General features: G+C 62.2%; 13 protein-coding genes and 2 pseudogenes. 7 read left to right on the top strand and 8 right to left on the bottom strand.

Annotation, left to right across the window (positions count from 1 at the left end; all coding sequences use genetic code 11):
• Window positions 1-101: 101 nt before the first annotated feature.
• Entirely contained in the window at window positions 102-635 is a 534-nt protein-coding gene (locus QZ378_RS08810) for a DUF4330 domain-containing protein (protein WP_191379780.1), read from the bottom strand.
• 125 nt (window positions 636-760) lie between these two features.
• Here QZ378_RS08810 and csaB point away from each other — a divergent pair, with 125 nt between their 5' ends.
• The 4 genes from csaB (at window position 761) to QZ378_RS08790 (ending at window position 5,873) form a co-directional block, all read left to right on the top strand.
• Window positions 761-2,992 (top strand): polysaccharide pyruvyl transferase CsaB, encoded by a 2,232-nt coding sequence (csaB, locus tag QZ378_RS08805; RefSeq protein ID WP_291257998.1) that lies wholly within the window; start codon window positions 761-763, stop codon window positions 2,990-2,992.
• 5 nt (window positions 2,993-2,997) lie between these two features.
• Window positions 2,998-4,071 carry a hypothetical protein gene (locus QZ378_RS08800; RefSeq protein WP_291257997.1) on the top strand — a complete coding sequence of 358 codons (1,074 nt, stop codon included), beginning with the start codon at window positions 2,998-3,000 and terminating at the stop codon, window positions 4,069-4,071.
• Window positions 4,072-4,133: 62 nt separating this feature from the next.
• Window positions 4,134-5,162 (top strand): inorganic phosphate transporter, encoded by a 1,029-nt coding sequence (locus tag QZ378_RS08795; protein WP_366935186.1) that lies wholly within the window; start codon window positions 4,134-4,136, stop codon window positions 5,160-5,162.
• Between the two features lie 39 nt (window positions 5,163-5,201).
• Window positions 5,202-5,873, top strand: coding sequence for an HAD-IA family hydrolase (locus QZ378_RS08790; RefSeq protein ID WP_191529590.1), 672 nt, complete (start codon window positions 5,202-5,204; stop codon window positions 5,871-5,873).
• A 72-nt stretch (window positions 5,874-5,945) separates the two neighbouring features.
• Here the strand turns inward: QZ378_RS08790 and QZ378_RS08785 are convergent, their stop codons facing one another.
• The 4 genes from QZ378_RS08785 to QZ378_RS08770 all read right to left on the bottom strand — a co-directional run bounded on the left by QZ378_RS08785 (window position 5,946) and on the right by QZ378_RS08770 (window position 11,054).
• Window positions 5,946-6,197, bottom strand: a complete 252-nt coding sequence (locus QZ378_RS08785) for a glutaredoxin (protein ID WP_087241458.1) — start codon at window positions 6,195-6,197, stop codon at window positions 5,946-5,948.
• A 48-nt stretch (window positions 6,198-6,245) separates the two neighbouring features.
• Window positions 6,246-7,511: a dicarboxylate/amino acid:cation symporter gene (locus QZ378_RS08780; protein WP_291257995.1), complete on the bottom strand. Its 1,266-nt coding sequence runs from the start codon at window positions 7,509-7,511 to the stop codon at window positions 6,246-6,248.
• A 40-nt stretch (window positions 7,512-7,551) separates the two neighbouring features.
• Complete coding sequence (locus tag QZ378_RS08775; protein WP_291257994.1) at window positions 7,552-8,721, bottom strand: MalY/PatB family protein; 1,170 nt, start codon at window positions 8,719-8,721, stop codon at window positions 7,552-7,554.
• Window positions 8,722-8,978: 257 nt separating this feature from the next.
• On the bottom strand, window positions 8,979-11,054 hold the full coding sequence (locus QZ378_RS08770; RefSeq protein ID WP_291257993.1) for a sigma 54-interacting transcriptional regulator: 2,076 nt from the start codon (window positions 11,052-11,054) through the stop codon (window positions 8,979-8,981).
• 217 nt (window positions 11,055-11,271) lie between these two features.
• On the opposite strand from QZ378_RS08770, the gene QZ378_RS08765 reads away from it, so the two are divergent.
• The 3 genes and pseudogenes from QZ378_RS08765 to QZ378_RS08760 all read left to right on the top strand — a co-directional run bounded on the left by QZ378_RS08765 (window position 11,272) and on the right by QZ378_RS08760 (window position 13,814).
• Window positions 11,272-12,567 (top strand): serine dehydratase subunit alpha family protein, encoded by a 1,296-nt coding sequence (locus QZ378_RS08765; protein WP_191379787.1) that lies wholly within the window; start codon window positions 11,272-11,274, stop codon window positions 12,565-12,567.
• Between the two features lie 132 nt (window positions 12,568-12,699).
• Window positions 12,700-13,170: pseudogene (locus QZ378_RS12990) on the top strand (transposase); the annotation flags it as partial.
• Window positions 13,113-13,814: a transposase gene (locus QZ378_RS08760; protein ID WP_366935189.1), complete on the top strand. Its 702-nt coding sequence runs from the start codon at window positions 13,113-13,115 to the stop codon at window positions 13,812-13,814. The pseudogene QZ378_RS12990 and the gene QZ378_RS08760, both read left to right, overlap by 58 nt.
• Before the next feature lie 166 nt (window positions 13,815-13,980).
• On the opposite strand, the gene QZ378_RS08755 is transcribed toward QZ378_RS08760, so the two are convergent.
• The 3 genes and pseudogenes from QZ378_RS08755 to QZ378_RS08745 all read right to left on the bottom strand — a co-directional run.
• A complete protein-coding gene (locus QZ378_RS08755) occupies window positions 13,981-14,376 on the bottom strand; it encodes a replication initiator protein A (RefSeq protein WP_291257992.1) in 396 nt (131 codons plus the stop codon).
• A 331-nt stretch (window positions 14,377-14,707) separates the two neighbouring features.
• Window positions 14,708-15,241, bottom strand: coding sequence for a transposase (locus QZ378_RS08750; RefSeq protein WP_291257991.1), 534 nt, complete (start codon window positions 15,239-15,241; stop codon window positions 14,708-14,710).
• A pseudogene (locus QZ378_RS08745) lies at window positions 15,211-15,687 on the bottom strand (hypothetical protein); the annotation flags it as partial. The pseudogene QZ378_RS08745 and the gene QZ378_RS08750, both read right to left, overlap by 31 nt.

Here is a 15,687-nt window from a genome sequence, read left to right as displayed (position 1 = left end):
TTATCGCCATAGGCTTTTTTGTACCACTCGCCTAGCGAGTGGTTTTGGGATACAATAAAAGGGCGGCGGCACAACCGCCGCCGCCCTCTGTGCGCCTTCGCTTATTCCGCGCCGCCCGCGTTCTCCGCGTCTTCACCCCAGCTGCAGTCCAGGATGATGCCGTTGGTCAGTTCAAACTTGTCGGTCTTGACCGTGTGGATCTTCCCCACCCGCACCTCCTGGGTGCCGATCTCGGTGGTGATGGAGTTGACCACGTTGCATTCGATGGTAAAAATCAGATCCAGTTTCCCTTCATTCACAGGGATCTCCAGTGTGCCGTCGGCGGTGTTCACAGTGGCGGTATGCACACGGCCCTCCACCGGCGTCACGCCGGTGACATAGCCGTCCAGCAGCTCGCCGGAGGCCATCAGCTGGCCGGGGATGTATTTCTGGATGTTCTCATAGACCTCCGGTTCCACCCCCTCCACCAGCACGGTATACCGCACCGGGGTCTTGTTGGGGTTGATGGCGCTGTTTCCGTTGCCGCCGCCCAAAAACTTCATGCCCACGACCACCGCGGCAATCACGATCACCAGGATCACGATCAGATCCACAATATTGATCTTACCAAACAGTCTTCCCTTTTCGTCGATCATCTTTTGCAGCCTCCGAGGTTGTAAATTGTCTGTAGAGTTGGTACAATGATCTTTACTGATACTTGGATATTGTACCATACATCCATACCAGGAAACAAGTCTTTTCTTTCCCTGGAGGTTTTTCTATGAAAGTCATCCATCTGATCTCCGGCGGGGACAGCGGCGGAGCCAAGACCCATGTCCACTCCCTGCTCCAGAACCTCACCCGCACCATTGACGTGACCATGGTGTGCTTCATGGAGGGCCCCTTCGCCCAGGAGGCCCGGGAGCTGGGGATCCGCACCGTGGTGCTCCCCGGGCGCAACCTGCTGCGCACCTACCGCACCCTCAAGCGGATGATCCGGGAGGAGGGCTATGAGATCATCCACTGCCACGGCGCCCGGGGCAACATGATGGGGGCCCTGCTGCGGCGCTCCACCGGGGTACCGGTGGTCACCACCGTCCACTCCGACTGGCGCCTGGACTACCTGGGCCGCCCCTTCTCCCACCTCACCTACGGCACCATCAACACCATCGCCCTGCGGCTGCTGGACTACCGCATCGGCGTGTCCGACGCCATGACCAACCTGCTCATCAGCCGGGGCTTTGACCCGGACAAGCTGTTTACCATCTACAACGGCATTGACTTTACCCCCCGCACTCCCGCCCTGGGCCGGGAGGAATACTGGAGGAGCGTGGGGCTCCAGGCCGACGGGGACAGCGTGGTGGTGGGCATCACTGCCCGGCTCAACCCGATCAAGGACATCAGCACCCTGGTACGTGGCTTCGCCATCGCCCACCGGAGCTGTCCCAACCTGCGGCTGCTCATCGCCGGCGACGGGGAGCAGATGGACATGCTGAAAAAGCTCTCCGTGGAGCTGGGGGTGGAACAGCAGGTGTGCTTCGCCGGCTGGGTCACCGACACCGACAGCTTCTACCACGCCATCGACATCAACACCCTCACCTCCCTGTCCGAGACCTTCCCCTACTCCCTCACCGAGGGGGCCCGGGCCCACCTGCCCACGGTGGCCAGCCGGGTGGGCGGCGTGCCCTACCTCATCGAGCACGGCGTCCACGGTCTGCTCTTCGAGGCGGGGGACGCGGAGGGCCTGGCCCGGCACCTGGTGACCCTGGCCCAGGATCCCACTCTGCGGGAGCACCTGGGGGAGCGGCTCTATCAGCGGGCCAAGGCCGACTTCTCCCTGGAGAGCACCCTGGAGCGGCAGCTGACCATCTACCGCACCATTCTCCGCCGCCAGGAGCGGAAGAAAAACCTCAGGGGCCGCCGGGACGGGGCCCTGGTGTGCGGCGCCTACGGCCGGGGCAACGCCGGCGACGACGCCATCCTGGAGGCCATTGTCACCGAGCTGCGGCAGATCGACCCGGATCTGCCCATCTGGGTGCTCTCCCGCAACCCGGACGACACCCGCCTCACCTACCGGGTCAACTCCATCTACACCTTCGCCTTCCCCCGCTTCCTGCGGCGGATGGGCAAAACCCGGCTCTACATCAACGGCGGCGGCTCCCTGATGCAGGACGTGACCAGCCACCGCTCCCTGTGGTTCTACCTGTTCACCATCTCGGCGGCCAAGCGTCTGGGCTGCCAGGTGATGATGTACGGCTGCGGCATCGGGCCCATCCACTCCCCCGCCAACCGCCGCCGGGCGGCCAAGGTGCTCCAGAAGAGCGTGGATGCCATCACCCTGCGGGACACCCACTCCAGGGAGGAGCTGGAGGATATGGGGGTGACAAACCCGAAGATTATTCTCTCCGCCGACCCCACGGTGATCCTCCCCGCCGCCCCGGAGCAGGTGGTGGACGGCATCCTGGAGAGCCAGGGCATCGACCCCAGGGGCCGGTACATCGGCTTCGCCCTGCGGCCCTGGCCCGGCTTTGAGCAGAAGGCCGCCGTCTTCGGCGCGGCGGCGGACTACGCCTATGAGAAATACGGCCTCACCCCCGTGTTCCTGCCCATCGAGCGGCGGCTGGACGTGGGGGCCGCCAAGCTGGCCGCCCAGCACATGAAGGCCCCCCACTACATCCTGGATCAGACCGGCAGCTCCGCCCACACCATCGGCCTGTTCGCCCGGATGCAGGTGGTGGTGTCCATGCGCCTGCACGCCCTGGTGTTCGCCGCCGGCCAGGGGGTGCCCCTGGTGGGCGTGGTGTACGACCAGAAGATCAGCTCCTTCCTGTCCTACATCGGCCAGGATCTCTACACCGATCTGAGCGCCGTCACCAAAGAGGCCCTGTGCGCCCACATCGACGCGGCCTGCGCCCGTATCGGGGACGAGGCGTTCCTGTCCGGCGGCGTGGAGCGGCTGCGCCAGGTGGAGGAGCGCAACAGTGAGACCGCCCGGGCCCTGCTGGAGAGGTGACGGCGGTGCGACAGATCCTCTGCCTGTCCTCTGACCCGTGGCGGGCGGTGCCCACCCGCACCCAGCAGCTGATGATCCGCCTGAAGGACGCCCAGGTGCTCTTCTTCGAGCCTCCGGGCCGCCGGAAGCGGCAGCCCGACCGCCAGATGCGCCCCGGCCTGACCGTGTGCACCCTCCCGCCTCTGCCCGAGGTAGCGCCCCGCCACGCCCTGCTCCACCGGCAGCGGTGGCGCTGGCTGGCCCGGTTCATCCTCCGCCAGATGGAGCGCCACCGGTTCAAGGAGCCCCTGCTGTGGTGCACCGATCCGGAGCAGATCCACCTGCTGGAGCGGCTGCCCCACCAGGGGCTTGTGTACGACTGCGACCGGGACTGGTTCGACCTGCCCCTCCGGTGGGAGAGCGATCTGGCCCTGGCCGCCGACGTGGTGTTCGCCGCCTCGCCGGGGCTGGTGGACCACCTGTCCCCCTGCAACGACAACATCGCCCTGCTGCCCAACGGGGTCAACTTCCCCATGTTCACCCGCACCCCCGCCGAGTGCCCGCCGGAGTTGCGGGGGCTTACCGGCCCGGTGCTGGGGTACGTGGGTACCATCTGGCCCGATCTGGACCTCTCCCCCGCCCTTCGCGCCGCCCGGGCCATGCCGGACGCCTCCTTCCTCTTTCTGGGCCGGCGGAGGGACAACCCTGCCGCCGACGCGCTGGAGCGTCTGCCCAACGTGCGCTTTCTGGGCGCCCGCCGGCCGGTGGAGGTGCCCGACTACCTGGCCCGGTTCGACGTGTGCCTGGACTTTCTCCGGCTGGACAACCTGAAAAACGACATTCTCTCCCCCCGTCTCTATGAGTATCTGGCTACCGGCCTCCCCATTGTCACCCTCCTGCCCCCCGACCAGGTGGAGCCCTTCCCCGACGTGGTCTACACCGCCCACACGGACGAGGAGTTCGCCCGGCTGTGCCGCCGGGCTCTGGAGGAGACCGGCAGCTGGGCCAGGGAGCGCCGACGGGAACACGCCCGGCAGGCCGCTTGGTCTGTCCGGGCCGGGCAGGTGATCCGGATCCTGCGCACCATCGGGCTGTATTAACGGCGGCGGGCGATTCATACCGCACCTCCTGTCCCCGTAGAATGGGGACAGGAGGTGTTTGCTTGTCTCTCTCTGCTCTTTTTTCCCAGGCCAGCCAAAATCCTGTGCTGTCCCTCACCTGCGCCCTGGTGCTGGCGGTGGTGCTGGTCAACGGCTGGACGGATGCACCCAACGCCATCGCCGCGGCGGTGGGCGCCGGCGCTCTGTCCTTCCGCCGGGCAGCCCTGCTGGCGGCGGCGTGCAACCTGCTGGGTGCCCTGGTGATGACGGCGGTAAACGCCTCGGTGGCGGAAACGCTGTATGACATGGCGGACTTCGGTTCGTCGCCGGCGGATGCCCTCCCCGCCCTGTGCGCGGCCCTGTGCGCCATTGTGGTGTGGGCGGCGGCAGCGTGGCGGTTCGGCGTGCCCACCAGCGAGAGCCACGCCCTGGCGGCGGGGCTGTCCGGCGCGGCCCTGGCCCTGCCCGGAGGACTCTCCAACCTGCGGCCCGGGCCCTGGGGAAGGATCCTGCTGGGGCTGGCGGGCTCCCTGCTGCTGGGGTGGCTGGCCGGGGCGGCATGCCGCCGCCTGGCGGGGCGCCTGCGCCCCTCCCCCGCCCTGTGCCGCCGGGGGCAGATCGCCGGGGCGGCGGTTATGGCCTTCCTCCACGGGGCCCAGGACGGGCAGAAGTTTTTGGGGGTCTTTCTCCTGGCCGCCTCTCTGGCTGGGGGGCATACGGCGGGCTTTGCGCCGGAGCCGGGGCTCACCCTCCTCTGCGCCGCCGTCATGGCACTGGGTACCGCCCTGGGGGGCCGCAGGATTGTGGACACGGTAGGCCGGGACATGGTGCGCCTGGGGCCGGCGGAGGGGCTGGCCGCCGATCTGGGGGGCGGGCTCTGCCTGCTCTTCTGCACGCTGGCGGGCCTGCCGGTGAGCACCACCCACGCCAAGACCGCCGCCATCCTGGGGGCCGGGGCGGGCGGCGGGGTAAACCGGGCGGTGGCAGGGCGGATTGTCCGAACCTGGCTGTGGACTTTCCCCGGCTGCGGCCTGCTGGGATTTTTGCTCGCTTCCCTCTTCCGCTCCTCCCCCTTCTGTGGTATCATATAGCCCGTCCAACGGAACTATCCCACAGGAGGCACCAATGACATGTATCCCTATCAGACCGTGATTTTCGACCTGGACGGCACCCTGCTGGACACCCTCCAGGATCTGGCCGACAGCACCAACTACGCCCTGTCCGTCCACCGCATGCCCGCCCGCACCCTGGAGGAGGTGCGCACCTTTGTGGGCAACGGGGTGGGGCGGCTGATCCACCTGGCGGTGCCCGAGGGCACCCCGGCGGAGGAGGAGGCCGCCTGTCTGGCCGACTTCCGGGCCCACTATCTGCTGAACATGGAGAACAAGACCGCCCCCTATCCCGGCGTTCCGGCACTGCTGGAGCACCTCCAGGCCGCGGGCATCCGCACCGCCGTGGTGTCCAACAAGTTCGACGGGGCGGTGAAGGGGCTGTGCCAGAACTACTTCGGCGACCGGCTCCCCGTGGCCATCGGCGAGTCCCAGGGTGTGGCCCGCAAGCCCGCCCCGGACACGGTGTTCCGCGCCCTGGCGGAGCTGGAGGCAGAGCCGGCGGGGGCGGTGTACGTGGGCGACTCCGACGTGGACATCGCCACCGCCCAAAACGCCGGCCTGCCCTGCATCTCGGTGAGCTGGGGCTTCCGGGACGCCGGGTTCCTGTCGGCCCACGGCGCCCGGCAGATTGTGGGCAGCCCGGCGGAGCTGGAGGCCCTGCTCCTCTCCCCCGCCGCCGTTTCCCAATAAGCCCGAGCACAGAGCAGCGCCCGCCGGGATTCCGGCGGGCGCTGCTTGTTTCTATATCTGTATCTGATTGAATCAGCCCAGAACCTTCTCCAGCTCCAGAGTGACGGTGCCGTCCTCCAGGACAAAGCAGGGGATGCCCAGGGAGCCCCTGGCCTTGGGGCCGTCAAACACGGGGCTGCTCTCCCGCAGGGCCAGATAGGCCTTGAGGTCGGACAGGCTGGCGGACAGGTTCTTGAAGTCAATGTCCGCCTTGGCCTCCACCAGGCGATTCAAGGCATACAGGGTATCGGGGCACAGATGGCTGCCGATTACAGTGACTTTCATGAAACAATACCTCCTTACGGGATTGATGCCGGGCGCGTCAGGAACGGATTACTCCTGGCTCTGCCCCTTCTTGGCGGCCACAGCCTTGACCAGCCAGTCCTTGCCCTCCACCAGGCGGGTGACCATCATGGAGGCAATGGTGTCGCCAGAGGAGTTCAGGCAGGTGGCGGCGGGGTCAAAGATGAAGCCCAGGGTGGCAATGATGGGGAAAGCCTCGGCGGGGAAGTTGAACATGCTGACGATGAGCATCTCGCCCACCAGGCCGCCGCCGGGGGCTCCGGAGAGCACGAAGGCGGACAGGATGGCCACCACGATGGCCATGGCGTAGGTGCCCGCGCCGGTGAAGTCCATGCCGAAGATGCCGTAGAGGAAGGCGATCTTCACGATGGAGCTGAGGACGGAGCCGTCCATGTGCATGGTGCAGCCCATGGGCAGCACCAGATCGCTGACGTCCTTGGGCACGCCGATGTTGTCACAGGCTTCCTTGTTCACGGGGATGGTGGCGGCGGAGGACTGGGTGGCGAAGGCGGTGATGGCGGGCGGGAAGATGTTCTTGATCATCCGCTTCACGCCCAGCTTGCCGCCGGCCAGGAAGGCGTACAGGGGGAAGAAAATAACGCCGTACAGCAGGCACAGGGGGTAGTAGACCAGCATGGAGCGGCCGTAGTCGCCCACGATCTCCGGGCCGTAGGTGGCCACCAGATTGGCGAAGTAGGCGCCCAGGCCGATGGGGGCGATGAACATGATGACGCCCACGAACTTCATGATGATGTCGTTCAGGTTCATGAGCAGCTTGCCCATGGGGCTCTCGTCGCCGCCGCAGGCGGACACACAGAAGCCGAAGATGATGGCAAAGATGATCAGGGGCAGCATGTTGGACTTATCCCACAGATCGGAGAAGTCGGACACGGTCAGGGTGCTGACCAGCAGCTCGCCGGCGCTCTGGGCCTCGCCGGCCTCGCCGGCCGTCAGCTGGATGGAGGTGCCGGCGGAAGGGCTGAACAGGTTCACCCACAGCAGCACACAGGCCGCGGCGATCAGGCCGGTGAAGATGAAAGTGCCGATGGTGGAGCCCAGGATCTTGCCCAGCCGCTTCATGTTGGCCATGCTGCCAACCGCGGAGGCGATGGACACGAACACCAGGGGAACCACGATGGTGAACAGCAGGTTCAGGAAGATGTCGCCGATGGGCTTGATGGTGGTGCCCACGGCGGGGGCAAAGGCCCCGATGACGGCGCCGATGATGATGCCGCCCAGGATCAGGATCAGGCTTCCGTACTGCTGCCAGAAGCTCTTCTTTTGAATGGTTGCCATAAAAGGCTCCTCCTCATTTTACCAATCTCTTTTCAAATGGTCACAGGGACTTGACCGCCGCCTCCAGCTGCTTCATGGCCTGCTCCAGCACGCTGCGGGGGCAGGCGGCGTTGAGCCGCATGTAGCCGCTCAGGCTGCGGCCGAAGGTGTAGCCCTCGTTGAGGCCCAGCTTGGCCTTCTCGATCATGAAGCGGCGCAGCGCCTCGTTGTCCAGGCCCAGCTCCCGGCAGTCCAGCCACATCAGGTAGGTGGCGTCGGGGGCGTAGGTCTTGATCTGGGGGATGTGCTCCCTGCAGTAGTTGACCACGAAGTCGAAGTTGTCGGACAGATAGGCCAGCAGCTGCTCCAGCCACTCCTCGCCCTCGTTGAAGGCGGCCTGCATGGCGGTGAGGGAGAAGGCGTTGTTGCGGTGGATGTCCATGCACTGCCAGTAGTGGTCAAAGACCTGCTTCATGTGGGCGTTGGGGAACACCGCGGTGGAGGCCTGCAGGCCCGCCAGGTTGAAGGTCTTGGTGCCGGAGATGCCGGTGACCACGTACCGGGCGGCCTCGGGGGACACGGTGGCGGTGGGGGTGTGCTTCTTGCCGTGGAAGATCAGGTCGGAGTGGATCTCGTCGGAGAACAGAACCACATGGTGCTTCATGCACAGCTCCACCATGCGGCGCAGCTCCTCGGGCGTCCAGACAATGCCCAGGGGGTTGTGGGGGTTGCACAGCAGGAACAGGTCGGCCTCCTCCAGCTTGGCCTCAAAGTCGGCCCAGTCCATCTCCCACTTGCCGTCCTTCTCAATAAACTGGTTCTCCAGTACCCTGCGGTTCCACGCCTCGGTCATGTCGTAGAACTCGGAGTACACCGGGGTCTGGATGAGCACGCTGCCCCCCTCGGGAGTGAACAGCTTCACCATGGCGCTGATGGTCTGCACCACGCCCAGGCTGAAGCTCATCAGGCTCTGGTCGATGTCCCAGCCGTTGCGGCGCTTCTGCCAGCCCCGGATGGCCTCAAAATAGGAGTCCGGGCGGCTGGTGTAGCCCCAGATGCCCTCCTGGGCCCGCTTGCCCAGGGCGTCAATGATGGGCTGGGCGGTCTTGAAGTCCATGTCGGCGATCCACAGGGGGATGACGTCATCGGTGCCGAATTTCTTCTTCCGCTCATCGTACTTGGCCGCGCAGTTTTTGCTGCGGTCAACCACCACATCAAAATCATACTTCATCGCTGCTTACCTGCCTTTCCTTCTCTGGATTGGGTTTTTATTTCAGGCTGTACGCTTGCCCCTGTTTTAAGCAATCGGCGTGCCGAACTATGCCAGCTTCCGCAATATTATCCGATCTACACAATTTCTACTCTCTGCCTTTGTATAAAACAGATAAAAGCGCCGCCGGACACTCTTACCAGTGTCCGGCGGCGCCCCCGACGCAAGCCGGAGAAACAGGTTAAATCGGTTAAAAAGGTTAAATCGGTCAAACCAATTCAGAGCTTCTCCTCCGTTTCCAGCCGGCGGCACAGAGCCCGGCCAGCTGGGGTGAGCCGTGTGCCCCCTCTCCCCCGGCTCACCCGGGCCAGGCCCGCCTGATCCAGGGCGGAGAGGATGCGCCGCACCTCCTGCTGGGAGCAGGGCAGCCCCGCCGCCTTGGCGGCGGCCAGGATGGCGTCCCGGCCCAGGCTGTGCCCCTCCCGGTCGGCCTGGTAGAGCCGGGAGAGTACAAACCGCTCGTCCTCCTGGGGGCAGTCCGCCAGCCGCGGGGGCTGCGCCCCGGCCCCGCCGGCCTCCGGCAGGCCGGCGGGCAGATAGTGAAAGGTGGGCGGCAGCTCTTCCGGCCCCACCACCGGGCTGCCGGTATAGCTGAAATACTCCACCACGTTGCGCAGCTCCCGGATATTCCCCCGCCACTGGTGGGTGAGCAGCAGCCGCTCCAGCTCGGGCGACAGGGTGAAGGAGGCGCCAATGCCCTTTCGGAAGTGGTCGATGAGCAGCAGCAGATCCCCCTCCCGCTCCCGCAGGGGCGGGATCAGCACGGGCAGGGTGTTGAGGCGGTAGTAGAGATCCCGCCGGAAGGTGCCCTCCTCCACCATCTTGTCCAGGTTTTCGTTGGTGGCTGCCACGATGCGCACGTCCACCGAGACGATGCGGTTGCCCCCCACCCGCATGATCTCCCGCTCCTGGAGCACCCGCAGCAGCTTGCACTGGAGGGCGGTGCTCATGCCCTCCACCTCGTCCAGAAACAGGGTGCCCTTGTGGGCGAACTCGAACAGGCCGGGCTTGCCCCCCTTCCGGGCGCCGGTGAAGGCCCCCTCCTCGTAGCCGAACAGTTCGCTCTCCAGCAGGTTTTCCGGCATGGCGGCGCAGTTGATGGCTACAAAGGGCCCGTTTGCCCGGGGAGAGGCGTTGTGAACCGCGTGGGCAAAGAGCTCCTTGCCGGTGCCCGTCTCCCCGATGAGGAGGACGGGGAGCTGGGTGAGGGACATCTTCTTTAATATGGTGATGCACCGCCGGATGGCCGGTGACTGGCCCACCACGTCGTCAAAGGTGTACTTGGCCCGGTAGCCCTTGTGGAGCAGCTGGCTGCGCAGCTCGTTCTGCCGGTTCTCCGCGTCGCTGAACCGCTGCACCGTGGCAAACGCCCCGATGCAGGCGCCCCCCCGGAGCACCGGCGCCACCGCCACGTTCATGTTGACGCCGTTGGCGCTCACCACCTGGGCGGGCTGGGGGGCCCGCTCGGCCAGGCATCTGGCAAAGGGGACGAAGGGGTACACCTCCGACGCCGGGTGCTGGAGGGCCCGGGCCCCGGGGATGCCGGTGATCTCCTCCAGCTTGTGGTTGCTGGCAAACACCTCTCCCCGCTCGTTGACCCCCACGATACCCTCGTCCAGAATCTCCATGAGGATCTCAAACTGGCTCTCCAGCCGCAGGCCCCTGGCGAACACCCGGTCGAAGCTGTAGGTATTGGCGGCCACATCCCGCTGGTACTGCTCAAACTCCGGGGTCTCCAGCAGCTCCTCGAAGCCCAGGCGGAGGGCCGCCTCGATCATGGTGGAGCTGTCGCACACCCGCTGGCCGATGTCGATGATCTCCCTGGCTCCGGCGGGGACATAGCGGGTCTCCTGGGGGGTGATCACAAAGTCATACTGGCTCATATCCGGCTCCGGCGCACCGGGATGGTAGAGATCGAAGTCCAGCTGGTTCACCCCCAGCTGGTTGAGGCGGGTCACCGCCTCCCGGCACATCTTGTCGCTCAGGTTGACGAACAGAACCTTTTTGCCGGCGGGCAGGGCCTGGAGCCTGTGCACCACGTCCCAGCGGAGGGTGACGTGGATCTCCATCATCTCCCCGTCGATGGGCACATAGCGGTGCATATCTCCCAGGGAGTCGAAGGCGTCGGTGGTGACCATATAGAGGTCGTACTTGCGGGGCATGTGCTCCACCGAGCCGTCCCGCACACTGTAGGAGCACACGGCAATCCGGTCGCCGAAGAGTTTCTGTACCTGCTGGGCATAGAACTGCCCGGCATAGGCATCCAGGGAGATGACCGCCACATTCTTTTTCAAGGGAAGGCCCTCCTTATCTGGCCAATTTCTTTGACCAGTTTAACCGATTTAACACCTATTTTGGCCGCTGCCCGCCCCTTTGTCAAGTCCCAGAGGCCGATTTTCCCCGTTTTTCCCCTCTTTTTCCCGCTGAAATGAGTTGGCACGCCGGTTGCATATCTGTCAGTGCAGAAAACAAAGCCGCCCGGCCGGGGCGACTGAAAAGGAGAGAATCGCAATGAATCAACTGACCAAGGAAGAAATGCTCACCCTGCTGCGCCAGGAGGTTGTCCCCGCCCTGGGCTGCACCGAGCCCGTGTGCGTGGCCCTGTGCGCCGCCGACGCCTACCACGCCATCGGCGGCCAGGTGGTATCCATCAAGATGGAGGTCAACCCCGGCATCTATAAGAACGGCATGAGCGTGGGCATCCCCGGCTTCAACCGGGTGGGCCTGAAGTACGCCGCCGCCCTGGGCGCCTGCCTGGGTAACCCGGAGAAGGGCCTGCAGCTGCTGGAGGAGATCAACAGCATCGTCAGCAAGGAGGCCACCCGCCTGGTGGAGGAGAAGCAGGTCAGCGTCACCATCGCCGAGGAGGAGACTCAGCTCTACGCCCACGCCGAGATCATCACCACCCGGGGCATCGGCATCAGCACCATCCGCAACACCCACGCCAACATCGTCTACACCAGCGCCAATAACCAGGTGCTCTTTGAGAAGGAGTACACCGTGGACGGCGAGGACGCCCTCCATGAGAAGCTCAAGGACATGACCATCTCCCAGATCCGGGAGCTGGTGGACTCCGCCACTGAGGAGGAGCTCTCCTTCATGATGGACGGCGCCGAGATGAACGAGAACCTCTCCGACTACGGCCTGGAGAACCGCCTGGGCATCGGCATCGCCGACACCCTCAAGAACCAGCTGACCACCGACGTGATGGGCTCCAGCCTGATGAGCAACATCATGGTTCGGGTGGCCTCCAGCGCCGAGGGCCGTATGTCCGGCTGTCCCTACGCGGTCATGAGCAGCGCCGGCAGCGGCAACCACGGCATCACCGCCATCATCCCCGTGGTGGAGATGGCCAAGCACGTGGGGGCCAGCAAGGAGGCCACCGAGAAGGCCCTGGCGTTCTCCCACCTGCTCAACGTGTACATCAAGATCTTCACTGGCAAGCTCAGCGCCACCTGCGGCTGCGGCGTGTCCGCGGCGGCGGCCGCCTCCGCCGCCATGGTGTGGCTGCTGGGGGGCGACGACGCCCAGATGGGGGCCGCCATTATCAACATGAGCGGCAATCTGACCGGCATGATCTGCGACGGCGGCAAGATCGGCTGCGCCCTCAAGCTGGCCACCGCCTCCTCCGCCGCGGTGATGAGCGCCTACCTGGCCATGGGCGGCGTGGTGGTCAGCGCCAGCGACGGCATCTGCGCCTCCACCCCCGAGCAGGCCATCCGCAATATGGGCCGGGTGAGCAACCCCGGCATGGTTGCCACCGACCGTACCATCCTGGACATCATGATGGAGAAGGACGAGGGCTGAGCTGGTTCCCATGCCCGCCTGAGTCAAGATCTCCGGCTAAGCCGCAATCTCATTAAGATAAGGAACAGACCAGACTGTCTCGCATACAGTCTGGTCTGTTCTGCAAATATTTGAAAGAGGATCTATCTGCATATGCAGCCGATCCCAAACGGGATTTCATACGCAGCCGCAACTACATCGGCCTTCGTTCAGCAGCGGGGAAGGCTCCTTCCTGCTGCCTTCGAAGAGATCTTGCGCCGGTTTACTTCCGAAAACCGTCCCATACGAAGGTGGAACGGGTACACACTGCTGGCAGTGGATGGTTCCCATGTGCAGATTCCAAGCAACGTTCACGACAAGATGACCCACTTTAACAGCACCAAAGATGGACGCGGATACAACCTGCTGCATTTGAACGCTCTGTATGACTTGAAAAATCAACTCTATCTGGACGCTGTCATACAAAACGGCCGAGAGGAACACGAATCTCGGGCACTTGCGGAGCTGGATGACCGGTCCTGGCTCAAAGAACCGGCCATCCTTATAGCGGACTGCGGCTATGAGGCATACAACAACACAGCTCATATAGAGCAGAAGAACTGGAACTATCTGATCCGCGCAAAAGCATACTTTCAGGGCTTAAGCTGCCTGATACACCGGGATTCCATGTCGTTTTCAGCTATTTCCTGCCCAAACGCCTCACAAACCGTATCCGCCGGGAGCCTCAGAAATACCGTTGGATTCCCAGCAAGGTTTGTTTCGACTATATCAGGAACGCAAGCGATGCATTGTATACCATCTCCTTCCGAGTGGTCAGATTTGCAGTCAAAGAGGGCCTGTACGAGACTGTGATCACCAATCTTCCAGCAGACCGCTTCCCACCTCCGCTACTCTGCGCGCTTTACCACAAACGCTGGGGAGTCGAGACATCTTTTCAGGACTTGAAGCACACCCTGGCATTGACACACTTTCATGCTAAAAAGCGCCCATTCATTGAGCAGGAGATCTTCGCCAAAATGACGCACTATAATTTCGCCGCCCTGTTTCATCTCCAGAATGTCTTTACGCAACCGAAGGGCCGGCATCTCTGCCGTATCAACGCCACCTTTGCCACTCACATTGCACGGGAATTTCTGCTTGATTTCGTTCCCGCTGCCATAGTAGAGCCTTTGATGGCAAAATTCCTGCTCCCTGCACGCCCTGGACAGCAAAAACCAAGAAATATGCGCGTAAAGGCGAGGACGCTTAAGGAAACTTTTTTGAAGTGAGGATAAGTAGCGTAATGTACGAAAGTAGGCTCGTATCGTATCCATCGTATCAGCCGCCATAGGCGGTCTATCTTCCGGAGGCCGTGCCGCCGGATAGATAGATGGATCAGTATCGCTCAGATCAGTCTTTTTATTATCAGTATTGATTGTGTCCGATTTTCGGAAGTCAAGAGTTCCGGTTTTCGGAAGTCTTGACTTCCTCTTTCCGGATGAAGTTCTTGACGTAGATTTTTGTGGGTCGGCCCTGGCCCTGCTTCTTGCGCTCGATCAGGCCCACCTTGTCCAACTCGGTGAACAGGGACACCGCCTTGTTATGGCCGCAGCACATCGCGTCCATTGCTTCTTCCAACGTGAAGTAGATAAACACGCGCTCCTGTTCGTCCAGCCAGTTGTTGCGTATGGACAGCCCCATGCGATCCAACATCAGGCCATACAGGATTTTCGCGTCTGCTGTTATCCGCCGGAAGCCGGGGTCGGTAAACAACACCTTCGGAATCCGGTAAAAGGTATATTGCTCTGCCTCGGTTCCGTAAAAGTAATCCAATGCACCCGGCTCGGCCATGTTTTCACCCCCTTCCTGGGGACAGCTATCCAGAAATGGGTGCAAAAAAGGGACACCGTTCAAAACAGTGTGCCTTTTTTGTGCATTGTGCTTGAAACCATTGCCCGTTTAGCCGTCTGTCTGCACAATTTTGTTCTTTCCTTATGCGTCACCGGCTAAAGCGTCCGGCCTCTTTTCAGTACCGGATGATTTGAGAACGCTTTATATTTATTTTTTGTGGAGGATAACTCCGTGTTTTTGTCATGCCCTCTTTCTTGCTGCGTGTATTTGCTAAGCCGCCTCCGGAGTTTTTTCCCGAAGGCGCTGCGTTGGAGTGCTTATCTTAATGAGATTACGGCTTAGCCAGAGGTTGCCTTTGGTGCCACCAAGGTAAGCGGAAACGCGTCCCTACGCCTGATAAGGTAGAATAGGGGACCTGTTGACAAAGATAAAATGTGGGCTGAGAAATAATAGTCTCAGCCCACATTTTATCCATATATATTGCAGAAAAGATGGCATTGGCCATCCTCTTGAGGTTTAATGCCATGGCAGACAGGAGGCATTCCTCGTTTGCTGCGAGAATGCCTCGTTTCCTAATTTTTAAAAGGTTATGCTCTCTTTTCATAGCGGCAAAACTGCCTTCGACCCATATTTTCCGTTTTCTCATCATGCACAGGTATTCCGGGGTATTGACCCTTAAATGCCCTCTGTAAAACGCGGGATAGCAGCTGCTGGCCAAAATTCTTCTGCGCACCCCGGTCGTATTAAAACAAGTCTTACGGGAAGTGCATTTCTGGCAGACATCTCCCTGCACCTGGTAACAACGAAGATATTTCCCTGTGGACTTATTGCAGTTCAGACGGTGATATGGAAGAGATTGTCCCATTGGGCAAATAAATGTATCCTGTTGCGGATCATATGAAAACCCATATTTACTTGGGTCATTGGGAAAGCGGATGCGGGAATGTAACCGGTAATTCCCAATAGTTCCAACCCCCTGTGAACAGCACCAGTGTCGTACCCTCTGTCTAAAGCAACTTTCTCCATAGACAGGCCCAACTGCTTTTTCTGCCGTTCCAGATGCCGCAAAACCAAAAGGCTTTCTTTTTCATTTGCCGGGAATACATCGGCCCCTGTAATGATCCCATGTTTACAATCTACGGTCGCTTCCAAGAGGTACCCCACACCTCGTTTGCTCCCGTGGTGGATATAGCCACACGCAGAATCTGTTGTGCTGGTTGTAATCTTCTTTGTGACCGTGCGGATTGGGGGTTTCTTGAACCCTGGCTGTGATGCAAGTTCTTGATCCAAATCGTCAAGATAACTCAGCAT

The organism is Flavonifractor sp. (assembly GCF_019422385.1).
GTDB classification, from domain to species: Bacteria; Bacillota; Clostridia; order Oscillospirales; family Oscillospiraceae; genus Flavonifractor; species Flavonifractor avistercoris.
Note: the sequence above shows the minus strand (reverse complement) of the source record. Positions and strands in the feature narration are given on the sequence as shown.